This window comes from Rhodococcus sp. DMU1, from assembly GCF_012272955.1.
Taxonomy (GTDB): domain Bacteria; phylum Actinomycetota; class Actinomycetes; order Mycobacteriales; family Mycobacteriaceae; genus Rhodococcus; species Rhodococcus aetherivorans.
The window spans coordinates 6,094,721-6,119,238 of record NZ_CP050952.1 but is presented as its reverse complement, the minus strand read 5'-3'; the positions used below and the strand labels follow the sequence as shown (position 1 = coordinate 6,119,238).

Annotated in this window: 21 protein-coding genes; 11 read left to right on the top strand and 10 right to left on the bottom strand. The window is 70.6% G+C overall.

The features are described 5' to 3' along the window. Positions 1-608: 608 nt before the first annotated feature. The 9 genes from rpmH (at position 609) to HFP48_RS27990 (ending at position 7,626) form a co-directional block, all read left to right on the top strand. Positions 609-752 (top strand): 50S ribosomal protein L34, encoded by a 144-nt coding sequence (gene rpmH / locus HFP48_RS28030; RefSeq protein WP_006934459.1) that lies wholly within the window; start codon positions 609-611, stop codon positions 750-752. 22 nt (positions 753-774) lie between these two features. After that, the gene (gene rnpA / locus HFP48_RS28025) at positions 775-1,152 is read left to right on the top strand and encodes a ribonuclease P protein component (protein WP_006934454.1); all 378 of its coding nucleotides are present in this window, start codon (positions 775-777) and stop codon (positions 1,150-1,152) included. Beyond that, positions 1,149-1,430 carry a membrane protein insertion efficiency factor YidD gene (gene yidD / locus HFP48_RS28020; protein ID WP_168580485.1) on the top strand — a complete coding sequence of 94 codons (282 nt, stop codon included), beginning with the start codon at positions 1,149-1,151 and terminating at the stop codon, positions 1,428-1,430. The genes rnpA and yidD overlap by 4 nt, the downstream gene beginning before the upstream one ends. Positions 1,431-1,500: 70 nt before the next feature. After that, a complete protein-coding gene (gene yidC / locus HFP48_RS28015; RefSeq protein ID WP_006934450.1) occupies positions 1,501-2,619 on the top strand; it encodes a membrane protein insertase YidC in 1,119 nt (372 codons plus the stop codon). A 21-nt stretch (positions 2,620-2,640) separates the two neighbouring features. Then, positions 2,641-3,186, top strand: coding sequence for a R3H domain-containing nucleic acid-binding protein (locus tag HFP48_RS28010; RefSeq protein ID WP_168580484.1), 546 nt, complete (start codon positions 2,641-2,643; stop codon positions 3,184-3,186). A 115-nt stretch (positions 3,187-3,301) separates the two neighbouring features. Next, on the top strand, positions 3,302-3,982 hold the full coding sequence (gene rsmG / locus HFP48_RS28005) for a 16S rRNA (guanine(527)-N(7))-methyltransferase RsmG (protein WP_029546799.1): 681 nt from the start codon (positions 3,302-3,304) through the stop codon (positions 3,980-3,982). 837 nt (positions 3,983-4,819) lie between these two features. Next, complete coding sequence (locus HFP48_RS28000) at positions 4,820-5,824, top strand: ParA family protein (RefSeq protein ID WP_168580483.1); 1,005 nt, start codon at positions 4,820-4,822, stop codon at positions 5,822-5,824. Further along, positions 5,821-6,879, top strand: a complete 1,059-nt coding sequence (locus tag HFP48_RS27995) for a ParB/RepB/Spo0J family partition protein (RefSeq protein ID WP_168580482.1) — start codon at positions 5,821-5,823, stop codon at positions 6,877-6,879. The genes HFP48_RS28000 and HFP48_RS27995 overlap by 4 nt, the downstream gene beginning before the upstream one ends. A 57-nt stretch (positions 6,880-6,936) precedes the next feature. Then, positions 6,937-7,626: a GNAT family N-acetyltransferase gene (locus HFP48_RS27990; RefSeq protein WP_168580481.1), complete on the top strand. Its 690-nt coding sequence runs from the start codon at positions 6,937-6,939 to the stop codon at positions 7,624-7,626. Between the two features lie 9 nt (positions 7,627-7,635). Here HFP48_RS27990 and HFP48_RS27985 read toward each other — a convergent pair whose 3' ends face one another. The 3 genes from HFP48_RS27985 to trxB all read right to left on the bottom strand — a co-directional run bounded on the left by HFP48_RS27985 (position 7,636) and on the right by trxB (position 10,277). Then, entirely contained in the window at positions 7,636-8,820 is a 1,185-nt protein-coding gene (locus HFP48_RS27985; RefSeq protein WP_006934443.1) for an N-acetylmuramoyl-L-alanine amidase, read from the bottom strand. A 127-nt stretch (positions 8,821-8,947) separates the two neighbouring features. Further along, positions 8,948-9,277 carry a thioredoxin gene (gene trxA / locus HFP48_RS27980; RefSeq protein WP_006934442.1) on the bottom strand — a complete coding sequence of 110 codons (330 nt, stop codon included), beginning with the start codon at positions 9,275-9,277 and terminating at the stop codon, positions 8,948-8,950. Between the two features lie 31 nt (positions 9,278-9,308). Beyond that, complete coding sequence (gene trxB / locus HFP48_RS27975; RefSeq protein ID WP_168580480.1) at positions 9,309-10,277, bottom strand: thioredoxin-disulfide reductase; 969 nt, start codon at positions 10,275-10,277, stop codon at positions 9,309-9,311. A 251-nt stretch (positions 10,278-10,528) separates the two neighbouring features. Here trxB and HFP48_RS27970 point away from each other — a divergent pair, with 251 nt between their 5' ends. Then, entirely contained in the window at positions 10,529-11,224 is a 696-nt protein-coding gene (locus tag HFP48_RS27970) for a hypothetical protein (protein WP_029546795.1), read from the top strand. Here the strand turns inward: HFP48_RS27970 and HFP48_RS27965 are convergent. Then, positions 11,169-14,384: a BTAD domain-containing putative transcriptional regulator gene (locus HFP48_RS27965; RefSeq protein WP_168580479.1), complete on the bottom strand. Its 3,216-nt coding sequence runs from the start codon at positions 14,382-14,384 to the stop codon at positions 11,169-11,171. The genes HFP48_RS27970 and HFP48_RS27965 overlap by 56 nt on opposite strands. A 47-nt stretch (positions 14,385-14,431) precedes the next feature. Then, positions 14,432-15,631, bottom strand: a complete 1,200-nt coding sequence (locus tag HFP48_RS27960; protein ID WP_006934434.1) for an NADH:flavin oxidoreductase — start codon at positions 15,629-15,631, stop codon at positions 14,432-14,434. An 81-nt stretch (positions 15,632-15,712) separates the two neighbouring features. On the opposite strand from HFP48_RS27960, the gene HFP48_RS27955 reads away from it, so the two are divergent. Beyond that, positions 15,713-16,288 carry a helix-turn-helix domain-containing protein gene (locus tag HFP48_RS27955; protein ID WP_029546793.1) on the top strand — a complete coding sequence of 192 codons (576 nt, stop codon included), beginning with the start codon at positions 15,713-15,715 and terminating at the stop codon, positions 16,286-16,288. 12 nt (positions 16,289-16,300) lie between these two features. Here the strand turns inward: HFP48_RS27955 and HFP48_RS27950 are convergent, their stop codons facing one another. The 5 genes from HFP48_RS27950 to HFP48_RS27930 all read right to left on the bottom strand — a co-directional run bounded on the left by HFP48_RS27950 (position 16,301) and on the right by HFP48_RS27930 (position 24,458). Then, positions 16,301-17,014, bottom strand: a complete 714-nt coding sequence (locus HFP48_RS27950) for a hypothetical protein (protein ID WP_168580478.1) — start codon at positions 17,012-17,014, stop codon at positions 16,301-16,303. Between the two features lie 52 nt (positions 17,015-17,066). Further along, positions 17,067-17,612: an RNA polymerase sigma factor SigM gene (sigM, locus tag HFP48_RS27945; protein ID WP_006934425.1), complete on the bottom strand. Its 546-nt coding sequence runs from the start codon at positions 17,610-17,612 to the stop codon at positions 17,067-17,069. A gap of 83 nt (positions 17,613-17,695) precedes the next feature. Continuing rightward, positions 17,696-21,532: a murein biosynthesis integral membrane protein MurJ gene (gene murJ, locus HFP48_RS27940; RefSeq protein WP_168580477.1), complete on the bottom strand. Its 3,837-nt coding sequence runs from the start codon at positions 21,530-21,532 to the stop codon at positions 17,696-17,698. Next, positions 21,529-23,868, bottom strand: a complete 2,340-nt coding sequence (locus HFP48_RS27935) for a DUF6049 family protein (RefSeq protein ID WP_168580476.1) — start codon at positions 23,866-23,868, stop codon at positions 21,529-21,531. Before HFP48_RS27935 ends, murJ begins: the two co-directional genes overlap by 4 nt. After that, complete coding sequence (locus HFP48_RS27930; protein ID WP_006934418.1) at positions 23,865-24,458, bottom strand: NUDIX hydrolase; 594 nt, start codon at positions 24,456-24,458, stop codon at positions 23,865-23,867. The genes HFP48_RS27935 and HFP48_RS27930 overlap by 4 nt, the downstream gene beginning before the upstream one ends. Positions 24,459-24,518: the final 60 nt, after the last annotated feature.

Below are 24,518 nucleotides of genomic sequence, written 5' to 3'. Positions count from 1 at the left end.
GTCGCGTCCTCCCCAGTTCTCTCGATCCGAATTCCACACGATTATCCACAGATGTGGACAACCACAGGGTGGCGGCCTGTGGGATGTGGATTGGGAGTTGTAGAGAGCGGGGCACACCGAGGACGAGACGCGAGGTCCGGCTCGGACACGAAGTGCCCAGTGTGACATGTCTCGAGAAGCCCGGCGCGCGCGGCCCGGGCTAGCGACTGCGCGTGCCGGCCCGCGCGCAGACCGGCGGCCGGGCGCAGCGCCGGTGCCCGCGCGGCGGAAGCGAGTGGCCCCGCTCACCGCGGTGGTGGGCGACGAGGAACAACCCCGGCGAAACCATGAACGGGAGCGTACCGGAATGTGAACGGAGTCACACGACTTCGTGTTGCGAACGTGACGCACGGGAAAATGGGTGTGCGGCGTGTCGTCTTGCGTGTGCCGAGCCGGCGCGGTTTGATTTCGTGCTTGCCGCCGAGTAGCCTCGAACAGTCACTCATACAGCAGTGACGGATCCGTGCTGCCACGCAGTATTTTTCGCGTACGGCACGTGTCATGCGATTTCCGTACACGTTGGACCGAGGACGCCGACCGGCGTCATAGAACTTCGAGGAGTGTTGACCGTGGCCAAGGGCAAGCGGACGTTCCAGCCGAACAACCGACGCCGCGCGCGCGTTCACGGCTTCCGTCTCCGGATGCGGACCCGTGCGGGTCGTGCGATCGTGTCGGCGCGTCGCCGCAAGGGCCGCACCTCGCTCACCGCCTGATCCCCGATTCCGGGAGCTCGGGGTGCTACCTGAGCCGTATCGCCTGCGGCGCCGCGCGGACTTCTCCGAGACCGTTCGTCGTGGCCGCCGACAGGGGCGGCGAGATCTGGTCGTTCACGCGATCGAGCGGGAGCAGGCCGAGCTGGTGGTGAGTTTCGGCGGTCCGCGGTTCGGATTCGTCGTGAGCAAGGCTGTCGGGCCGGCGGTGATTCGACATCGAGTCGCACGCCGGCTTCGTCATATCTGTGCGACTCTCGTCGACGAGGTTCCCGCCGGCGCAGACGTCGTCGTCCGGGCGCTTCCGGGTGCCGCCTCGGCCTCCTCGCAGGAACTCGACCGGCAGGTTCGCTCCGGCCTCGCCCGACTGGGTCTGGTCGCGACGGCGCGGCGGCCGGGATGAACACGGACGGCGTGCTGCGGTCGGTGCGCTCCGCACCGGCCCGGATGTTGGTCTTCTGCATCGAGCTCTATCGCACGTACGTGTCTCCGACACGCATGCCGACCTGCCGTTTCACCCCCACCTGCAGCGAATACGCCGTCGAGGCGCTGCGAACCCGGGGGTTCGTGGTCGGCTCCGTGCTGACGGTCGTCCGCCTGCTCAAATGTGCGCCCTGGCACCCTGGGGGTTGGGATCCGGTGCCCGAGCGGCGGCATCGATCGGTCGACCGGGGTCCCTGACCGGCACTGAAGACTTCGGACCGACGCCGCTGGGTGGCGACCTTGGACGACCTGAGGAGTACATAGAGCCGTGCTCGACTTCATCTACTATCCCGTGTCCTGGATCCTCTGGGTCTGGCACAACGCCTTCACGGCCCTGCCCGGACTGGAGCCCGACGACGGCGCGACGTGGGCGCTGTCCGTGGTGTTCCTCGTCTTCACGCTGCGCGCGATCCTGTACAAGCCGTTCGTCAAGCAGGTCCGGACGACGCGGCAGATGCAGGAACTGCAACCGCAGATCAAGGCGCTGCAGAAGAAGTACTCCAACGACCGGCAGCGGCAGGCCGTCGAACTCCAGAAGCTGCAGAAGGAACACGGCTTCAACCCGCTGATGGGTTGCCTCCCGGTCCTGTTGCAGGCGCCGGTGTTCATCGGTCTGTTCCACGTGCTGCGCTCGTTCAACCGCACCGGTGAAGGATTCGGTCAGCTCGGCCTGTCACCGGAGGAGAACGCCCAGCTCGGAAACTATGCGTTCAGCCCGGAGGACGTGCAGTCCTTCCTCAGTGCGCGCCTGTTCGGCGCGCCGATCTCGGCGTGGATCACCCAGCCCGAGGCGTCGCTGGTGGCGTTCGAGCCGTTCGGCGGCATCCCCTCCCGCCTCGACATCGCGCTCGTGGCGATTCCGCTGATGATCGTCGCGGGCATCGCGACCCACTTCAACTCCCGCGCCTCCGTCGCGCGGCAGAGCGCGCAGGCCGCGGCGAATCCGCAGGCCGCGATCATGAACAAGCTGGCGCTGTGGGTGTTCCCGCTCGGCGTCATCGTCGGCGGCCCGTTCCTGCCGATCGCCATCCTCCTGTACTGGGTGAGCAACAACATCTGGACCTACGCCCAGCAGCACATCGTCTTCCGCAAGATCGACCAGGAGGAAGAGGCCAAGAAGCAGGCCGCGATCGCACGCCGCAGCGACAACGCCCCCAAGCCGGGTGCCCGTCCCGATCGGGCCGCGAAGAAGAAGGCTCCGTCCACCACCGGGGAGGACGCTGTCGCCGGTGCCGCGGACGCTTCGGAGATCTCGCTGGAGAAGCCGGCCGCGGACGACACCTCCGGCGGTGCCGGGCCGTCCGCCCCGCCGGCCGGAGGCCCGAAGAACGTCGCCGGATCGAAACGCCCCAGCGGCTCGAAGAACTCCAAGCGCAAGCGGCGCTGACCGAAGAAGAGAGAGCGAATCATGGCCAGTGACCTGGACAAGGCACAGGAGGATGCCGACGTGACCACCGAGACGCCGGATCTCGATGCGGATTCCGACTCCGAGGACGATCTCCTGATCGAGGAGGGCGAAATCGCCGGCGACTACCTCGAGCAGCTGCTCGACGTCCTGGACTTCGACGGCGACATCGATCTCGACGTGGAGGGCGACCGTGCGGTCGTGAGCATCGACGGCGGCAAGGATCTCTCCAAGCTCGTCGGCCGCGACGGCGAGATACTCGATGCCCTGCAGGAACTCACCCGCCTCGCGGTGCAGCAGGTCACCGGCGAGCGCAGCAAGCTGATGCTCGACATCGCGGGGTGGCGGGCGGGCAAGCGCGCAGAGCTCAGCCAGCTCGGTACGGCCGCCGCGAAGCGGGTACTCGAGACCGGGGAGCGCGAGGAGCTGACCCCGATGACGCCCTTCGAGCGCAAGATCGTCCACGACGCCGTGGCCAAGATCGAGGGTGTGTCCAGCGAGAGCGAGGGCGCCGAGCCGCAGCGCCGGGTCGTCGTCGTCAAGAACTGACCGGACAGCAGTATCGATCGGACAGCAGTAGCGATCGGACAGCAGTGCGTGGGAGGGATCTCGGCGGGTGCGTCGGGATCCCTCCTTTCTTCGAGGCCAGTGTCGTCGGGAGAGGATGTTTCACGTGGAACAGGACGAGGCGCGCATCCACGAGATTGCCGTTCGCGTCTTCGGTGAGCGACTCGGTCTTGCCGAGCAGTACCGGGATTCCCTCGCTACCGACGGTGTGGAGCGCGGTCTCATCGGTCCGCGCGAGGTCCCCCGCCTGTGGGACCGCCACCTGCTCAACTGCGCAGTGCTGGGTGAACTGATCGACGAAGGCGAACGTGTCGTCGATGTGGGCAGCGGTGCCGGGCTTCCGGGTATCCCGTTGGCGATCGCCCGCCCCGATCTGCATGTGACCCTCGTCGAACCCCTGCTGCGACGGTCGGTGTATCTGGCCGAGTTCGTCGAAACGCACGGCCTGACCAACGTGCTCGTCATCCGCGGCCGTGCGGAGCAGCCCGGCGTCGTGAAGGAAGCCGGCGGATCCGACGTCGTCACCTCGCGTGCGGTGGCGCCGCTGGCGAAGCTCGCCAAGTGGTCGCTGCCGCTCGTGCACGAGGGCGGACGGATGCTGGCGCTCAAGGGCTCCAGCGCGGCGGAGGAGATCGAACGCGATCGCGACGAACTCGCCCGTCTCGGTGCCGGCAACCTCGAGGTCCTCGAGTGCGGCGTGGGTCTGCTCGAGACCCCCACCCTCGTTGTGAAGGCGGAGCGGATGCCGCGGCCGGTGCGACGGCGCAAGAAGCGCTGATCAGGTTTCACGTGAAACCGCCCCCCTCCCCCACTCGAGCGGTCCCCCGCCTCGAGTGCGCCGACTCGAGATGTGCGCGACTCGAGACTCTCGAGCTGAACGATTCTCTCGAGCAGGCGCCACTGTTTTCGCTGCAACCCGTGCGAGCCGCCCCTCACGTCCCGATGGCGTGACGCGGAAGGCTGCATCCTGACGGCACCTGCATCGCCCGCCGCTCACCGCGTGCGCCGCGTCCGGAAATCCCCTCCTCGACTGCGAACTCCGGTTCTGCGCCGCCGAGACCGCGTGGAAGTCCGCCGTCTGCCGTTCCTTTGATCCCAGTTTCGCCCGAAGTTGTTGCTTGCCTTGGCTTTTGGGATCACGAACGGAATTCGTCCGGGAGTGCGGATCTTTCGCGGCAACCGCCCTTCCATCCACTCGATGGCATTTCGTCACTGTGACAGATAATTTCCCGCCCGCTCGGATGGCGCCCGGTCCGTCGCCGCCACCCGGTGGCGTTTCACGTGAAACGACACCGGCGGGGATCTCTGTTTCACGTGAAACGTCAGGTTTCACGTGAAACATCATCTTCGTCGGCGACGTCGGCGCACTCCTCCGGAAGGTGGATGGGATACTGGTCGAAACGAGGAAACGGAGTGGGCCGGCAGGGTCGCCAACCTGCGCCGGCGCAACCCGCTTTCCGAGTTCACGCATCAGCCACTACGCCTCGGCTCACTCCGCCCGGTCGCGGGACCGAAACGGTGGCCGGCCGGGGTGGCCGGTCGTGGACCACCGGCGTGGTTTCGCGAGGGGGATGTACCGTGCCAACCGGGTGTGTCGACAACAAAGGAGCGGTCAATGTCGGGTGGATCTGAATCCGCTGTTTCACGTGAAACCGAGGCGCAGAGGCCGACGGGAGCCGCGTCCGAGTCCGTCGAGGACGAGTTCTCTCCGATTCCGTACGAGGGGCTCTCGCCGTTGGACACACCGATCGGCGCCGCCGCGCACCGAGCCAGCCAGGTACTTCACCCGAGTTCCGTGAACGCACTCCCCAAGCCGGCGCGCCGCCGCGTCATCACGATCGCGAACCAGAAGGGTGGCGTCGGCAAGACCACGTCCACGGTGAACCTGGCGTCGGCCCTCGCCGTTCAGGGGTTGACCGTCCTCGTCGTCGATCTCGACCCCCAGGGCAATGCCAGCACCGCCCTCGGGGTGCCGCACCACTCCGGCGTCCCGTCGAGCTACGAGGTGCTCCTCGGGGAGGTGAAGGCCGCCGAAGCCATCCAGCAGAGCCCGCACAGCGAGCGCCTGTTCTGTATCCCGGCCACCATCGACCTCGCCGGCGCCGAGATCGAACTCGTCTCGATGGTCGCGCGGGAGAACCGTCTCAAGAACGCTCTCTCCCCCGCCGCGCTCGGCGATGAGGACTTCGACTACGTCATCATCGACTGCCCGCCGTCGCTGGGTCTCCTCACCGTCAACGCGCTCGTGGCGGCGAAGGAGGTGCTCATCCCCATCCAGTGCGAGTACTACGCGCTGGAGGGGGTCGGCCAGCTGCTGCGCAACATCGAACTCGTCCAGTCGCACCTCAATCCCGAACTGCACGTCTCGACCGTGCTGCTCACCATGTACGACGCCCGCACCAAGCTCGCCGATCAGGTCGCGGAGGAGGTTCGCGCCCACTTCGGCAGCGCGGTGCTGCGGTCCGTCATCCCCCGCAGCGTGAAGGTCTCGGAAGCTCCCGGTTACGGGATGACTGTTCTCGACTACGATCCAGGTTCGCGCGGTGCGATGAGCTACCTCGACGCGGGACGCGAACTGGCGGCACGCGGATACCGGAACGAGAAGCAGGGGAACGAATGAGCGCGACACGCAAAGGCGGGTTGGGGCGGGGTCTGGCATCGCTGATTCCGACCGGCCCGGCGGCCGCCCCCGGCCTCGGTAACGCTGCGGCCGACGTGATCATCGGCGACAACCGCAAGAACGCCGCTCCGAAAACCACGTCGAACAAGGCCACCGCCACCGAACAGGCGACTCCCCCGGCCGCGAAGGCCGCGGGCAACGGCGCCCCGGTGCCGGCGGACACGCCCCTCCCCTCCCCCGCCGGAGCGGTCTACCTCGAGATCGAGGCGGACAAGATCGAGCCGAACCCGCGCCAGCCGCGGCAGGTCTTCGACGAGGAGGCGCTCGCCGAACTCGTCCACTCCATCCGTGAGTTCGGGCTCATGCAGCCCATCGTCGTGCGCAGGCTCGACGGAGAGCGGTACCAGCTCGTCATGGGCGAGCGCCGGTGGCGGGCCGGCCAGGAGGCCGGTCTCGCCACGATCCCGGCGATCGTCCGTGAGACCGACGACCAGTCCCTCCTGCGTGACGCGCTGCTGGAGAACATCCACCGGGTCCAGCTCAACCCGCTCGAGGAGGCGGCGGCGTATCAGCAGTTGCTCGAGGAGTTCGGCGTCACCCACGAGGAACTGGCGGCCCGCATCGGCCGATCCCGGCCGGTGGTCACCAACATGATCCGTCTGCTCAAGCTGCCGATCCCTGTCCAGCGGCGGGTCGCGGCGGGTGTGCTCTCCGCCGGGCACGCTCGCGCGCTGCTGTCGCTCGAGGCCGGACCCGACGCTCAGGAGGTGCTCGCCGCGCGCATCGTCGCCGAGGGCCTCTCCGTGCGGGCCACCGAGGAGGCGGTCATGCTGGCGAACCGCGGCGACGGGAAGGACCCCGCACCGCAGCAGCGCCGCAAGCCCATCCAGATGCCCGGCCTCCAGGACGTCGCGGAGCGCCTGTCCAATTCCTTCGACACCCGTGTCACAGTCAGCCTGGGCAAGCGCAAGGGCAAGATCGTTGTGGAGTTCGGCTCGGTCGACGACCTGGAGCGGATCGTGGCGATGATGGAATCTCAGGCCAACCCCTCTTGACGCCTCGGCACGTCAGGACGACAGTCGAGGATACGGACTTGGAGGCTGAGTAACCCAGTGTCGACTCGAGTCACAACACTCACCCTGGGCGGAATGGATCAGCTGTCGGCACACGCCCGGCGCTGTGTGTTCTGGGAGATGGACCCCGCGGCGGTACACGACGCGGGCGGGTTCTACGATCCGGAGTTCGAGAAGGAGGCATGGCTGTCGATGGTCATGCTCCAGTGGGGTTCCTGCGCCCAGGTCGCCACGCTCGACGACAAGCCCGCCGGTAGCGCGTTCTACGCCCCGCCGAACATGGTGCCGCGCGCTCAGCTGTTCCCGACGTCCCCGGTGAGCGCGGATGCCATCCTGCTGACCACCGTCCGGATCGAGCCGCTCGCGGAGGGCAGCGATCTCGGGGCGGCACTGATCCGCGCGGTGATCTCCGATCTGGTCCGCCGCAACGTGCGCGCGATCGAGGCGTTCGGGTATCGGACTGCCGGCGAGGACGAGAGCGACGTTCCCGGGGCAACGGCCGCACGGGATTGCTCCCCCGCCGAGTGCATGGTCGAGGCCGGCTTCCTCGAGGACACGGGTTTCGAGGTCGTCGCTCCCCACCACCGCTTCCCGAGGTTGCGGCTCGAACTCGATCGCGACCACGAATGGAAGGTGGGGGTCGAGGCGGCGCTGGATCGACTGCTCGAGGAGGCCGCGCTCACCGTCGCGGGCATGTCGGGGCGTACCCCGGTGGGGGCGGCCCGCTGAGCGAACCGCTCAGCGGGTCTCGGTGATCGACAGTTCCTCGGCGAGCAGTTCGGCGAAGGTGTAGGTGCCGGTGGGCTGGTCGTCCTGACCGAGCAGGTACAGCCGCTTGACCGAGATGAGGATGGCTTCGGCGATGATGTCGCGAGAACGCGGGTTGGCGAGGACCGCGGCGTCCTGCGTGTTAGTGAGGTAGCCGAGGTCGATCTGTACGGTCGGCATGTTCGTCAGGCGCAGCAGATCCCAGGTGCGACCGTGGCTACGGCAGTCCCGCAGCGGCGTGCGGGCCGTCACCTCGCGCTGGATGAAGCCGGTGAGCACCTGACCGATCATCGACTCGGAGCCGTGCGCGTTGCCGTAATGGAAGCTCGCGATGCCGCTCGCGGCCGGATTGGGGCTGCTGTCGCAGCGCAGGGAGATCATCAGGTCCGCGCCGAACGCGTTGGAGGTGCCGGCCCGCTCGATGTTCGACGGATTCGCGTGGTACGGCCGGGAGAGGAAGGTCTCCATTCCGGTCGCGGCCATGCGGCCCTCGAGGCGACGAGCGAGGTCCCACAGGATGTCGGCCTCGGAGATGTCGCCGTGCGGGCTGCGCACGATGATGCCGTGGTCGCGGCCACCGAGGCCGGGATCGATGACGATGCGCTTGCCGCTCAGGTGCGGACCGGACCGGCGGACGATCTCCTCCTCGCTGATGGCGTGCGGCGATCCGCCGGTGACCCGGGTGCCGAGCAGTTCCAGCGACCGGAGGGTCTCCGCGCCGCAGATGCCGTCGGGTGCGAGGCCGATCTCCCGCTGGAAGGAGCTCAGGGCCTCGTGGGTGCGCGGCCCGAAGTAGCCGTCGACCCGGTCCACGTAGAACCCGAGATCCTGCAGGCGCCGCTGCAACGTCGCGACGTCGTCGCCGTAGAGCGGTGCGGAGAGCTGATAGATGAGGGTGCGGGCGCCGAGCCGATACGAGGCTTCCTTCAGCGACCGGTATGTGGCGGGACCGACGATGCCGTCGACGAGCAGACCGCGCTGCTGCTGGAACGCACGCACCGCGCTGTCGAGCTCACGGTCGAACACCGCATCGGAGCCCACCCAGCTGTCGCCGGCGGAGACGTCGGACTCGCCGTGCAGAAATCCGAGGCCGGTGAGGGTGCTCCGGATTTCGGCGACGGCAGGGCCATGGTCGCCGTAGCGCAGTCGGTGCATGTCTCGGCCCTTTCCGTGCTGCTGACCTGCTGTGCCCGGTGTGACACCAGACCATCGTTCGATTGTCGCAGATGCGCCCGGATCACGAATAATCCGGGCGCATCCGTGTCGACGGGGAAACGGTGACTCAGAGCACGTCGGCGAGGTCGCGGAGGAGAGCCGCCTTGCCCTTCGCGCCGACGATCGTCTTCACCGGCTTGCCACCGGAGAACAGGATCATCGTCGGGATCGACATGACCTTGTAGTCGCGCGCCGCGGCGGGGTTGGCGTCGATGTCGAGCTTGGCGATCTTGAGCTTCTCGGAGTGCTCCCCGGCGATCTCCTCGAGAACGGGAGCCACCATCTTGCACGGGCCGCACCAGGTCGCCCAGAAATCGACCAGTACCGGCTTGTCGGACTGCAGGACGTCCTCGACGAACGAGGCGTCGGAGATGGTGACGGTGTTCTTCTCGGCCACGATGGCTCCTACTCGATGGGTGTGGAAGGGGTCAGTATCCGGCGTTGACGGTGATCGGGTGGCGGTCTTCCTGCTCGGCGAGCCAGCGTTCGGCGTCGAGCGAGGCGGAGCAGCCGGTGCCGGCGGCGGTGATGGCCTGGCGGTAGAGGTGGTCGACGAGGTCGCCCGCGGCGAAGACGCCCGGCAGGTTGGTGGCGGTGGTCGGGGTCTGCACCTGGACGTAGCCGGCGTCGTCGAGGTCGATCTGGCCGCGGACGAGTTCGCTGCGCGGGTCGTGGCCGATCGCGACGAACATGCCGGTCACCGGGAGGGTGCTGCGCTCGCCGGTAACGGTGTCCTCGAGGACCAGGCCGGTCACGGCGGTGTCGCCGAGCACCTCGACGGGCTTGGCGTTGGTGACGATGCGGATCTTCTCGTTCGCGCGGGCGCGGTCGAGCATGATCTTCGAGGCGCGGAATTCCTCGCGGCGGTGGATGAGGGTGACGCTGCGGGCGAAGCGGGTCAGGAAGGTGGCTTCCTCCATGGCGGAGTCGCCGCCGCCGACGACGGCGATGTCCTGGTCACGGAAGAAGAAGCCGTCGCAGGTGGCGCAGGCGGACACGCCGCGGCCGAGGAGCTGCTCCTCGCCGGGGATGCCGAGGTAGCGCGCGGCGGCACCCATCGCCAGGATGACGGCGCGGGCGTGGTAGGTCTGTCCGTTGGCGACGACCTTCTTGATCGGGCCGGTCAGGTCGAGTTCGTCGACGTCCTCGGTGCGGATGTCGGCGCCGAAGCGCAGGGCCTGCTCGCGCATCTGGTCCATCAGGTCCGGTCCCGTGATGCCCTCGCGGAAGCCGGGGAAATTCTCGACTTCGGTGGTGGTCATCAGGGCGCCGCCGAACTGGGTTCCCTCGAACAGCAGCGGGGACAGCTCGGCGCGGGCGGCGTAGATCCCGGCGGTGTATCCGGCCGGGCCCGAACCGACGATGATCAGGTCGTGGATCGTGGATTCAGTGGTCATGCGAGCCTTCCGGTGTCTGCTGGTACTTCTGTCTGCTGGTACTTCGATACGGGACGGTCGAGCCTGGAGGCCCGTGACCGGGACGTCAGTGGTCCACAAGACGTCAGTGGTCCACAACATGGGTCAACAACAGGGTAAGGGGTGTTGTTCCTCGAGTGCCGTGCGTCACGCCACACCGAGGCGTACCCTGCCCACCCGGACGGCAAGCGGACGGCAAGGGAACCGCAAGGCCGAATCGTCACGCTGACGGTATGACCGTAACTCCCGCACTGCTGTACCGCCTCGGCGCGGTGTCCGTCGTCGCCGCGTTCCCGTTGAACCTCGCCGGCGGCCTCCTGCATCCCGTCGTCGACGGCGCCGCGCATTCGGTGCCGGCGCTGTCCGCTCCGATCAATCCCCTCCCCCACGTCCTCCTGCTGTCGGGAACGCTGCTGTTGATGCTCGGTGTGCCCGCGCTGTACGCCTGGGTCGCCGCCGGAACCGGAATGCTCGGTCTCGTCGCGTACGTCACATACTTCCTGTCCTCGGTGCTGGTGGCGTTCTCGCACCTGGTGATCGAAGCCTTCGTCTCCGTGCCGTTCTCGCGCGATCCGGCGACGGCAGGGGCGATCTCCGGGTCGGATACCCTCCTCGACTACGAGCCCTATGTGCTCCTGCAGACCGTCAGCGGACTCGTCTTCATGGGCAGCATGATCCTGTTCGGCATCGCGCTGATCCGTTCGCGTGCGGTACCGGTGTGGATCGGCGCCCTCATGGCGGCGGGCGGTGTCGTTCTCCTGCTGCCGATTCCGGCGATGCCGGGCGTGACCGGACTGGTCGTCGAAATTCCACGCGGTTGCGCGTTCGCGGCGATCGGGCTGTGCGTCCTGTCCGCGACACGACGGAACGGGCTCAACGCCACGCCGCCCACGCCGGGTCGTGCAGTTGTGCCGACACCGTCGCGGTGAGTGTCTCGGCCGCATCGTGGAATCGGTGTGCCGAGTCCGCATCGCCGAGCAGCGCCGCGGTCTCGGCGAGGGCAGCGTCCACGGGGCCGGCGTGGAATGAGCCGGAATCCAGGCCGGCGATGCGGCCGCTGAACGGCAGCAACTGCGCATGGCAGTCCCGGGCCGTCGCCGTGTCCGCGAGCCGGGCCGCGGCACGGGCGCGCAGGCATGTCATGGCCAGCCAGTAGTAGTCGCGCCGGAACGGCCGCTGGGCGCGCCACAACTGCCGCGCCCGTTCGTGTTCACCGCTGTCGAGCAGGGCGAGGACCAACGGGAACCGGACACTGTGCGGCCGTGCCGATTCGAGTGCGGACAACTCGGCGACGAGCGGAGCGAAGTCGTCGCGCGCCGTGGCCACACTGATGCGTCCGACGGTACCGATCCACCGGGCCGAGGCGGTGCCCTCCGCCTCGAGTTGTGCTGCGACGGTGTCATATCCGCGCTGTGCGCCGTCCTCGTCGCCGGCGAGGAGGCGCACCAGGGCGCGGAACAGTTCGACCACGCCGAGCAACTGGGAGAGCTGCCGGCCGGCCGCGTACCGCACGGCGAGTTCGGCGTGGCGACGGGCCTCGTCGAGTTCGGTGTCTGCGGCGGCGGCGAGGAACCACTGGAAGTGTGCCTGCGCCTGATACGCGGCGTCTCCCGCGTCGCCGGCGACGGTGAGGAGTTCCGCGGCGATGTCACGCCGCTGCGCCACGAGGTCCGGGCCGTACGCGACGAATCCGAGGGCGTTGAGCGCACGGCAGCGCAGCCCGGCGCCGGCGGTCCCCCGCGCGAGGGCGTGCGCGCGGCGGGCCGCGGCGAGGGCGGCCACCGAGTCGGCGCCCTCGAGTTCGAAGACGGCGGTGACGAGCAGCAGGACCCGGTCGTGGTCGCCGAGGGCGGTGGTGGCGAGGAGTGACTGCACGGGGTCGAGGATGCGCCGGTCCGGTTCGTCGTCGACCCGGACGGTCCAGGTGACCGGCGCGGACCACGAAGTGAGCGCCGCAGCGAGGGCCGGCGGGTCACCGATCCGCCGGGCGAGATCCACGGCGCGTTGGCGCACGACGCGTGCGGTGACCACGTCGCCGGTGTGGGCGAGCGCTCCGACGTATCCGGTGAGCAGCGGCAGCAGGCCGTCTTCCGGTACGACGGTGGACATCTCGTGTGCCGACACCGCAGCGCCCCACAGGGTGACCGCATCGGCTCGGGCGCCGAGAGCGTCGGCGCGACGGGCCGCCGCGGTGAGGTGCGCGACGGCGTGGTGGGCGGTGGACGGGGTGGCCGCGAGCGCCGCATGGTGTGCCGTCGCGGCCACCTCGGCCGGCCGCAGGGCGGACAACGCCGCGAGGGCCGCGCCGTGCAGACGGGTGCGCCGGAGGCGTGACTGCCCCGCGTACAGGGTTTCCCGGACGAGATTGTGGGTGAACCGGATCCGCTCGGGCGCGGGTTCCTCGAGCAGGCGGGCGCGCAGGGCCGGCTCGAGTGGCTCGAGGAGGGACTCGAGGTCGGTTCCGCACATCGCGGCGAGCACGTCCAGGTCGGCTTCGCGTCCGAGGACGGCGGCCGCGGACAGCACGGCGACGGTGGCCTCGGGCAGCGTGTGGATGCGGTAGTGCAGTACGTCGGCGATCCCGGCCGGCACGTCGTGATGGAGTGCCCGGACGCCCCGGTCGGCGATCAGCAGAGCAAATTCTCTGACGAACAACGGATTTCGGTCGGTCCGGGCGACGAGCAACGCCATGTCCTCGGGCGCCAGGGCGACGACGCCGCATTCGCGGACGAGGCGGGCGATGCCGTCGTCGGTCAGCGGGGCGAGGCGGAGCTGCCGGCCGGGGCATGCGTTCGTCGCCGCGCGGACGGCGGCGAGTTCGCTCCCCGCCTCGGTGGGCCGATAGGTGGCGACGGCGAGCAGCGGCCGGGTTCGCAGGGCGGCGAGGGTGAGGCGCAGCAGGTGCAGGGTCGGTTCGTCGGCGCGGTGCATGTCGTCGAAGACGAGCAGCAGCGGACGGTCGGCGGCGATGCGGCCGAGGTGCCGCGTGAGCGAACGGGCGAGCCCGAACGTGTCGAGGCCGGTGCCGGGCACGGCCAGCCGGGACGTCATCGTGGCCGTGCCGTCGGGGTCGGTGTGGGCGAGGGCGTCGAGGATCTCGATCCAGGGCCACCCCGGTGGCGCTCCGTCCACCTCGGGGCAGTTGCCGCGGGCAACCTGCCAGCCGTCGCCCTCGAGGGCGCCGGCGAGCAGCGTGGTGAGATGGGTCTTGCCCGCCCCGGGTTCCCCGGCCAGCCACGTCAGACGCGTCTCACCGCGGGCGGCGCGTCCGGCCTCGTCCAGCAGGACGCCGAGTTCGGCGGGGCGGACGTGGTCGGCGATCGGCGCTCGGTCCCGGGCAGGACCGGCCGTACCGGTGAGGATCTCGTGCTCGGCGGCCCGTAGTGCCGGACCGGGGTCGAGGCCCAGTTCGGTGGCCAGGTACTGCCGCGAGCGGCGGATGACGGCGAGGGCGTCGGCCGGGCCGTCGGCGCGGTACCGGGCGCGCGCCAGGAGCCCGACGGCGCGTTCGCGGCCGGGGTCCGCCGCGACGATGTCGCTCAGCGACGCGATCAGCGGCGCGACGGGAGCACCGAGTTCGAGCGCGGTCTCGGCGTACTGTTCCACCGCCGTGCGGCGCAGTTCCCCGAGCCGGTCGGATTCGATTGCCGCCCAGGGATATCGATCGATGTCGGGCAGCGGATCCCGCCACCGCTCGAGGGCCTGCCCGAGGTGCCGGAGCCGGTCGTGGGGTGCGGTGACGGCGCGGGTGACGGCGTCCTCGAACGCCCACGCGTCCACCGCGGCGACAGGCAGGTTCAGCGCGTACCCGGCGGCGCTCCGTGGCAGCGGGTCGTGGCCCGGACCGAGCACCCGGCGCAGGTGGGAGATGTGCGCCTGCAGCGCCGCCACCGGTTTGGCCGGCGGTGCCCCGCCCCACAGGTCCTCGACGAGCCGGTCGGCGGAGACCGGGTGCCCGCGTGCCGCCACCAGCCGGGCGAGCAGCGCACGACGGACGGGACCGCCGAGGGCGACGGGCTGCCCGTCGACGAGCGCGGCGACGGCGCCCAGCACCCGCACCTGCACGGGCGGGGTCGTCGCGTTCGTCACCGCCCACCGTCCATGGTGTTGCAGGATAGCTGCGGGCCGGCGCACCGTCAGGTGCTGTGCTCCACGTCGCGCAGGGATTCGCGCACGACGCACCGGGTTCCGGTGTAGATGGTGGGCATGCACTTGTTGCAGTGGATGCACAGCCCTTCGCGCACGTGCTCGTCCCGGAACTTGTTGACGAGGTACGGGTCTCGCAGCAGCGCCCGGCCCATCGCGACGAACTCGAATCCCTCGTCGAGCGCGTTCTCGATGGTGTCGATCCGGTTGATGCCGCCGAGGAGGATGAGCGGGGTGCGCAGCTCGGAACGGAACTGCCGAGCCATCGGGCGGAAGAACGCCTCCTCGAAGGGGTAGGTCGGGAAGAGCCGCGGCCCGTAGAACCGCAGTCCCAGCCCGACGAGCCTGGGCTGGGACGCGACGAACTCGGCCAGCGGGACGTCGCCGCGGAAGAAGTACATGCCGTTGAGCAGGGAGCTGCCGCCGGTGAGTTCCATCGCGTCGATGTGGCCGTCGGATTCGATCAGCCGCGCCATGGGCAGGCTCTCGTGGAGCCACAGTCCCTTGGGGACGCCGTCCGTCATGTTGAACTTGACGATGACGGCGACCGAGTCGCCGGCCGCCTTGCGGACCGCCTCGAGAACGCGCCGGGGAAACGCGGTTCGGTTCTCGAGACTGCCGCCGTAGCGGTCGCTGCGCTTGTTGAGATTCGGGCTGAGGAACGAGCTGAGCAGATAGTTGTGTCCCAGGTGCACCTCGAGCGCGTCGAATCCGGCCTCGACGGCGCAGCGGGTCGCGTTCTCGTAGTCGGTGACGACCTGATCGAGCTGCGCGAGACTCGCGCCCCGCACCAGGCCCATGGCGGGGGCGCTGATGCGGGTGGACGGGGCGAGGGTCTTCGTCCCGTTGGAGATCTGATTGGCGACGAGTCCGGCGTGCCCGATCTGCGCCGAGGCGAGCGCGCCCTCCGCGTGCACGGCGTCGGTGAGGCGGCGCAGACCCGGCACGGTGTCGCGGTCGAGGACGACGGTGTTGCGGTGTACGCGCCCGCCGGGTGCGACGGCGCAGTACGCGACGGTGGTCAGTGCGGTGCCGCCGCGGGCGACCTCGGCGTGGAACTCGACGAGTTCGTCGGTGACGCGACCGCCGGGCATGACGCCCTCGAACGTCGCGGCCTTGAGGATGCGGTTGCGCAGGGTGAGCGGTCCGAGCCGAACGGGTTCGAACACGGCGGGTCGCGACGAGGTCATGCCCCTACTTTCGATGCCAGTGGTTCTGTAACGTGTTGCAACTATAGTGCCGCGCCGTGCCGTGCACCACAATTACCGGTGATGACCGCATCCCACCGCTCCCCCACGCCCGCCGGCCGCCCCCGCGATCCGCGCATCGACGCCGAGGTCCTCGCCGTGACCCGCGCGATGCTACTCGAGGTCGGCTGGGAACACCTGAGCCTGCGCGGCATCGCGGCCCGGGCCGGGGTGAGCCGGGCGGCCCTCACCCGGCGGTGGCCGTCGAAGGCGCACCTCGTGCTCGACTCGCTTCTCGGTTCCGCGCCGGACCTGACCCCGATGCACGGGACGGACCGCCGCGGCTGGATCGAATGGGTCGTCAGGGGCAGCGCGGACCTGTTCGCCCGCCCCGACGTCCGCGCCGCCCTGCCCGGGCTCATCGCCGCACTCCGCGATCACGACGATCTGCGGAACACCCTGTGGCGCACCTTCAGCGGCCCCAGCACGGCACTGTTCTCCCACGGCGACGGCTCCTCTCCCGCCGACCTCGACGCACGTGCCGTGCTCGTCCTCGCCGCGGGTGCGGCGCTGTTCGCGAGCATCGTTGCGGCCGAGGACGATACGTCCGCCCTGCGGGAGCGGATCCTCGATCTGTTGCTGCCCGCCGCGGACGGTTGAACTCCTTGCGACTCAGCCGATCTGACGGATCACCAGAGTCGCCGGATCGGAAGCGCCGCATCCCGTGCCCACCACCAGTGCCGTCAACCGCGGCGACGCGGCATCACCCAGGACCAGCGCGACCGCCTCCCGGCCGTCGAACCGGATCGTGCGTGACCCCAGCAGTGGCCGGGATTCGTCGATGCCGTTGGCCTCGAGGCATTCTCGAAGTACTGCGTGATCCGACAGCGGGCCGGGGTCGGACGCGCCGATCATCGCGCGCCAGGTCGCCGGGTCGAGCACGTCGGCACCGAGTGCAGCAGAAGCCGGTGCAGCAGAAGCCGGCGCGGCAGCGGCGGGCGCGGCCATCGGCGCCGCGGCATCGGGGCGTCCGGCGCCGTGGGCGGTAACGGCGAATCCGATCGCCACCGCGGCCGCAGCCCCCGTCCCGGCCGCGGCGAGCAGCCACCGTCGCCGTCGACGCGCGGCGGCGTCGGCGGTCAGGGCCGCATCGATCCGGGCCGCCACTTCCGGCGGGATCGGCGGGCTCTCAACACCTTCGGCCGCACCGAGGGCCCGGAGCCGGCGGCTGACGGAGTCGAGCGCGGCGATCACCGCCATGGCGTCCGGATCCCGCCGCACCGCCGGCCACAATCCGGCGGTGACGTCGTCGTCCAGGACCCCGGCGTGCAGGTCGGCGAGCAGGTCGGCAGAATACGGCGGCCGCGGCAGCTCGTCCTCGGTCATCCGCCGTCCTCCCCGCCTTCCGGTGCCCTCACCAGGATAAGACGGCCGCCGATCACGATCGGTTCCCCGTATCCCGCAGGTCACCGAGAAGCACCGCGAGCCGACGGCGCCCGCGCGCGCAGCGGCTCTTGACCGTGCCCTCGGGAACACCGAGCCGCCGGGCCGCCTCGCTCACCGGCCAGCCCTCCACGTCGACGGCGACGACCGCGGCGCGTTGCTCCGGTGGCAGGGTGAACAACGCCGCCTCGATGTCGAGCGCGATCTCCCGCTCCGCGATGCGATCCCGTTCGTCGCGGGCATCGGTGCCGTCGTCGTACAGCGGGACGGTCGGTCGCGCCTTGTTGCGCCGGATGCGGTCCAGGCACGCGTTCACCACGATGGTGTGCAGCCAGCTGCGAACCGCCGCGGTGTTCCGGAATTTCCCCGCCGTACGATGCGCCGACAGCAACGCCTCCTGCAGGGCGTCCGCGGCATCCTCGGGCGAATAGCTGGTGCGGCGCGCCACCTGCCACAGATGGTCGTAGTGCCGTTCGAGCAGTTGCGCGAACGCGCGTCGGTCCCCCGCCGCGTGCGCCGCGAGTAACTCGGCGTCGGACACGGCAATTCCTGCGATCCCCCCCAAAATTCGCACGCGCGGATGGTAGCCGATCGAGGTGGGCGACCGGAGGTGCGTGCGCCGGGCTATTCGGCGGCGGTGAACGTCACCTCGGCGATCGAGCTCTTGTTGCCGCCGCCGGACGTGCTCAGCCCCGTGATCCACACCAGCACATCGGAGGTGCGGCCCTCGGCCTCGACGGGGATCTCCGTGACGCCGGACCGCAGCGTCGCCGAGCCGATCACCTGGGTCTGGTCCAGGGAGGCCTGGTCCGACGGTGCGCTGCGGATCTCGACCTTCGTGCCCGGGCTGTCCGACGTCACCGACACCGACGAGAGCGCGGCCGGCTCGGCGAGCGCCACCATCAGTCCCACACCGTTCTTCAGGGCGGGAAACGGCTGGAAGTAGGCGTCGGTGCTCCACTCCGTCGACGGATCACCGTCGATGGCCAACCGCGCCGTAGCCGGCGAATCCGGGGTGCCCTGCGGGGAGAACACCGAGACCGCCGATGCCGCCACCGGTCCGGCCGCTGCGGCCGGGGCCGGCGCCTGGGCGACCGGCTCCGCCGGCGCCTCGGAGGTCGGGGTGAGGCCGAAGTCCTGGCTCGTGAGCGGCTCGTCGGAGTTGCCTCCGGCGAGCAGGTTCGCGATCCACCAGCCGATCAGGGCGAGGAGCACCACCGTGGTGATGCCGAGGCCGACGAGCGCGAACAGCATCCGCTCGGATCGCTTCTTCTCCTCGGCGAGAGCCTCCGGGTCCGCGAGGGCGTGGTCGGTGGCGCCGGCACTGCGCTGGCCGAGCCGCAGCGCCGGGATCATGTCGGTCTTCTGGTCCACGACCGAGGCCTGGCCGAGGATGTGCTGCACGGTGGCCGCGGTCCGGATTCCGCCGTCGGCCGCGAGCGCACGCACCGCCACCGCGGAGATCTCGAACGGCACCTCCGGCCGCAGCGTGCGGGGCTCGACCGCGATGCCCTCGGCGGTCAGGTCCGCCGGGCGCATCCCGCCGATCGTGCCGCCGGTGTGCGCCGGGGGCTGCTCCCCGGGCGCGGCCTGCTCGGGCAGCGGCCAGCGGGCGGTGATCAGGCCGTAGAGGCTCGCGCCGAGGCCCCGGACGTCGGAGGTCACGTCCGCGTCGGCGAAGGTGGCGGGGAAGGCCAGCACCGCGTCGCCGGCGACACTGATGCGGATCCGGTCGGGGTGATCGATCGAGAGGGCGCCGCCGCTGCGGTGCGCGGCCTCCGCCGCGGCCGCGAGGGCCTGCACAGCGCGGGCCGCGCCGAGCGGGGACGGCTCGGTGCCGGACATCTCGCGCAGCGAACGACCGGGCGTCCACTCGGCGACGACGATGCCGCCCGAGCTGCCGCGGACCACGTCGAGCACGCGTGCGAGCCCCGGTGAGTTGATCCGGCCCAGCCGCAGGGTGCGCGACAGGATGGCCTGCGGACCGTCGGGACCGGTAACGTCCCCGGCGCGCTGCTCGGCGTCGACGAACGTCAGCGCCACCTCGCGGTCGAGCTTGACGTCCTGCGCCTGCCAGAAGCGCAGACCGCGCGCGCCGCCGTGCGGGGCGAGCAGACGGTAGCGGCCACCGGCGACCGACGCGCCGGGGATCAGCTTCGGCCCGCGCATCGGGGTGCGCGGCGCGGACCCCGGCACACGCAGCGGAGGCAGCTGGGGCGAGCCGATCGGGATGACGCCGGTGTCGACGTGGGGATCGCGGCGGGGCCGGCCGGCACCGGAGCGGTTCTCGGCGGGGCTGCCGGCGGACTTCTGCGGCGAGGCGGAACGGTCGGGGATGCCGGCCTGCGGGGACTGCGTCGACGTGCCGTCGGCGTCCGTGGACACCGAACCCGGGTCCGTCGATGCGGACTCATCGACCGTGGACTTACCGGTAGCGTGGTCGTCGCTCACCCTCACTCCTTCTTGTTCGACTCGCCCGCCCCGGAGGTAACCGGGAGGCCGTCCGGCATCCGCGAACCGGCGCGATCCGTCCCGGGTGGTACGAACCTGCCGTCGACCAGGGTACGGGAGTTGCCGGTGTGCATCGATGTGGCTCGGCACGTCCCTGATCGCGGGAATCACCTCGGTGACCGCGTCGTACGGGGCCACCCCGTAGTCGCCGTAGTCCAGGCGCGGCAACACGATGGTCTTCTCGGCCTCCGATTCCTCGAAGCGGGCCGCCTCGAGTTCGGCGATCTCGTCGGCATCCGCCTCGGCGACGGCCGGCTCGACGGGCGTGCGTCCGCGCAGCGCGTCGACCTTGCGCCGGACCGCCGCGGTGATTGCCAGGATCTCGGGCACCTTCAGCAACCACATCACCGTGAGGGTCACCAGCAGCATCAGCGCGCCGGTGATCGCGACCCGCACCATCGAGCCGATGCCGCCGAACCGGTCGCTCAGCGCACCGAGCCGCAGCAGCCGATCGGTGAGCAGCATCGCCGCCGAACCTGCGGCCGAGGCGATCACCACGTGCCACACGGTCCGGCCCACGTTCGCCATCCGCAGGTCGCCGAGGGCGCGGTGCAGCAGGAAGCCGCCGATGCACGCCCCGACGGTGAAGGCCAGGCCGGTCGCCACGCCCAGCAGCAGCACCACCTGGTCGTCGTTGCGGGCGACGACGGGCGCGATCGCGGACAGGCCGATCTTCACGGCGGTGATGCCGAGGATGATCCACGTGGGGGTCCACGCCTGCTCGCGTGCGTAGAACACGCGCAGATGGATGAGGACGAGGGCGTACGGGATCAGGGTGAACGCCGACCAGCTGACCGCCTGGCCCAGCCGTTCGGCGTTGCCCTCGCCGAAGCTGCCGTAGCCGTACAGGGCCGTGCCGATCTGCGGGCCGGCGACGGTGAAGAACACGACGATCGGGATCAGAGCGATCATCGTCAGCCGGGTCGCGACCGACAGGTCGTCCACCACAGCGGGGGTGTCCTCCTCGGCGGCGTTGCGGCTCAGCCGCGGCATGATCGCGGTGAGCACCGTGACGCCGAGGACACCGTACGGCAGCTGCAGCAGCAGCCACGCGTTGTTGTAGATCGCCGGACCGGCCGCGTCGGCGCTCGACGAGACGTGTGTCGCGAACACCATGCCGGCCTGGCTGATGAGCACGTACAGCACGATGGCCGCGGCCATGCCGCCGAACTGGCGCAGCCGGTCGTCGAGCCCCCACAGCGGCTTGAGGCTGATCCCCTCGCGGCGCAGCGCCGGCACCAGGGACATCGCCTGGGTCACCACACCGAGGGTGACGCCGCAGCCGAGCAGCAGCAGGTGCGGGTCGCTCATGCGCACCGGGTCGAGGGTGATCTCCCCGGGCAGCAGGAAGTACAGGACCAGGACCGTGATGACGACGATGTTGTTCAGCACCGGCGCCCATGCGCCCGGTTTGAACACCTGCCGCGTGTTCAGGATGGCGGTCAGCAGCGCCGACAGGCCGTAGAACAGGATCGCCGGCAGCAACAGATACGTCAGCGCCGTGGTCAGCGTCGTCGACACCTTGCCCGTGTCGTCGAGGAAGAACCGGGTGACGAGGACCGGCGCCGCGGCGGTGGCCAGCAGGGCGGCGAGGCCGAGCACGGTGACGGAGACGGTGAACAGGCGCCGGACGAACGCCGTACCGCCGTCCGGGTCCTCGCGTTCCGCGCGGACCAGCACCGGCACGACGATCGAGGTGAGGACGGCGCCGAGCACCAGCTCGGAGATCATGTTCGGGATCTGGGCGGCCACCGTGTACGAGCTCGCGACGGCGGCGCCGAGCAGGGTCAGCAACAGCACCTGCTTGACGAAGCCGGTGATGCGGCTGATCAGGGTCGCGAAGGCGATCGAGCCGGTCGCGGCGAGCAGGCCGGGGTTCTTGCGCGGGGCCGGCTCCGCCGCCGCGGGGGCGGGCGGGGCGACGTCCTCACGGGTGGGGTTCCCGGTCATCGTTTCTCGTACCCTTCGTCGGCTGGATCGGGCTCGCCGCGGAAGCGGTGCAGGAGACGACGGCCCGCCAGGAACAGCAGCAGCGCCCCCGCACAGCCGGTGACGATCGCGAGAACCTGGCCGTACGCGTTGGACCGTACCGTCACGTTCGTCGGGGTGCCGAGCGGCAGCCCGGACTCCGTGGTCAGGGCGAACTCGACACCGATCTTCCGCGAGTCGCTGATCTGCGCCGGCACCGTGAGGGTGCGGCTGCCGCGCGGGGGCAGCTGAGTGGGTCCGATGTCGGTGATCTTCATCGCCGACGGCGCGTCCACGTGCAGCCGCACGGTGATGCCCACGGGCAGATCGTTGCGCGCGACCAACAGTAGGGGACTCTGTTCCGAGGTCAGCGTGTAGACACCGCCCGGTGAGAGCACGGTCACTCCCGCGAACATCCCGTCGACGGCGTCGCGTACCTCCTCGCCGCGCTGCCCCGCGTCGCGCGCGGCGGCGCCGGGGTCGGGCCCGCGCCGGCCCGCCAGGCTCATCGCGCGCAGCAGGTCCTCGCGCAGCGGTGCGGTGAACTGCTGCGGTGTCAGCTGCGCCTGCGGATCCTCGACGAGCGCCTCCTGGAACGAGTCGAGCCGGGGTGCCTGCTCGCGGGCCGCGTCGATCACCTCCGCCGACGCACCGTCGACGATGGCCTGCTCCGGGTAGGACAGCGCGACGGTGGGGGCGTCCCTGGCGGCGGGTGCGAACAGGGTGTCGAACGGACGCGGGGTGGCCAGGCCGGAGCGGATCAGGGTGCCGACCATCGACAGGACCGCGGCGGCGTCGTCGCCGGACGCACTCCACGACTGCGGCGGCACGAACAGCGCGGAGCCCGGGGCCGCGGACGCGCCGTCGCCGGTGGACACGGTCCGGGTGGCGCTCTCCGACGTGCGCAGCGCGGACCAGCTCAGGGCGCCCAGCGCGTCCTGCAGCCGGGCGCCCGGGGAATCCTCGGTGAGGTCGTAGCGGGCGTCCTCGGCGGTGAACGACGGCGTCTGGGGAGCGTCGCCCAGCGCGGCGAGCGCGGTGGCGGCGGCGCTGTCGAACAGGACCGTGGACAGGCCGTCCACCCCCCGCACGGGCATCGGACCCGTGCCCGCGTCCGAGTCCGCGGCGTCGACCGCCGTGTCGGCGAGCAGGGTCGTCACCGGGCCGTCGGCGGCGAGCAGCGCCCCCGCCTGCTCGGTGAGCACCCCGGCGTCGGGCCAGACCACGTCCTCCCGGGTCGTGGTGATCCCGAGGATCGTGTTCACGATCTCGGTCGGTGCGGCGAGCGCGGGCCCGGCGAGAGAGGCGTCGTCGAGTTCGGCGAGGGCGGCCACGTCGACCTGGGCGAAGGGCACCGCGACCGTGCACATCGACGCGGCCAGGGTGCGCAGCCGTTCCAGCCACGCGACGGCCGCGGCCGTCCCCTCCCCGTCGTGGGCGTCGCCCCTCGGCTCGGCCGTGTCCTCGACCACCAGGTAGCCGCGGGTCATGTTGGCGACGGTGACGAGCAGATCGGGGTCGACGGCCAGGCACATCGCGTCGGCGACGCGGCGGTCCTCGGCGGTGGCCGCGCGCTCGGCGGCGTCGAGCAGTCCGTCGAGCCGGCCGCCGTCGGCGAGCGACGTCGCGAGGTCGTCGTCGACGAGACGGACCGGGTCCGTCGCCGATCCGGGCACCCCCGCCGCGAGGCGCGGCCGGTCCGCGAGCGGCCACAGCATGGTGACCCCCACGGGTGCGGACGTGTCCGGGGGCACGGGCCGGCTCTCGCTGCTCTCGCCCGCGGGCACCCCCAGCACGGGCAGCAGGAACCGGGCGTCGTCGAGCCGTGCCTGACCGCCGTACTCGGGAGCTCCGTTGACGTTGACGAGCAGCGGATACACCCCGGGGGTGTCGATACCCAGCGAAGGGCTGTCGGCCGAGCGCAGCGCCAGCTCGAGGCGGAACTGCCGCTCCTCACCCCGCTCGAGGACGTCGGTGACCGATTCGAACGGCCCGGTGCGGTCGTAGGCGGTCTGATCCCAGGTCAGCGCCGTGCGCAGCTCCTCGGCGGAGCCGACCGCCGGGGCGCGCTGCAGCCGCACGGCGATGTCCTCGACATCGCGGTCGCCGACGTTCTCGAGCGTGCCGGTCACGGTCACCACAGGCTCGCTGCTGGTGGACATCGTCGTCGGCGTCACCGAGTCGATGCGCAGCTCGAGGAAGCGCGGGGCGTCGGACGCGTCGCTGCGCGGCTGGGCGACGGCCACACCCGCCGTCGTCAGGACGAGCGCGAGCACGGCGAGAACGGCCGCCGCGGCCCGGCGAGCTGCCGAGGTCATCCGAGACGGGCCTCCGGTCCGCCGGGTCCGAGCAGCATCGACGGATCCATCTCGGCGATCAGCTGGTCGGCGACGTCGGCGAGCCTGCGCTCGTCCGCGTACGCCAGGCGCGAGCGCAGCTCCGGCAGCGGCACCCAGGCCACCTCGGTGACCTCGACGTCGGCGTCGGAGAGCTCGCCGTCCAGGTAACGCAGCAGGTAGTGGTGCACGGTCTTGTGGACGCGCCGGCCCTCGGTGACGAACCAGTAGTCGATGCTGCCGAGCGTGGCGAGGACGGTGCCGTGGATCCCGGTCTCCTCGTGGACCTCGCGCATCGCCGTCTGCTCGGCGGTCTCGCCCTTCTCGATGTGTCCCTTCGGCAGCGACCACAGCAGCCGGCCGCGCCGGTCCGTGCGGCCGATCAACGCCGCGCACAACTTGTCGGGGGGCCCGCCGAGGCCGTCGACCACCAGTCCCCCGGCCGATGTCTCGCGGACCGTGCGCAGGTGAGGCTTCGCCGCGTCGGAGGTGGCCCGGCCACCGGACTTGGCGCCCGCGCCACGCCGCCGCGAGGTGCGGCGGTTGCGGTTGGCACGTTCTGCGGGCGACACCTCATCGATACTAGTTGGCGGGACGTGCCCGGCGGTCCAACCAGGCACGTCCGGATCGCG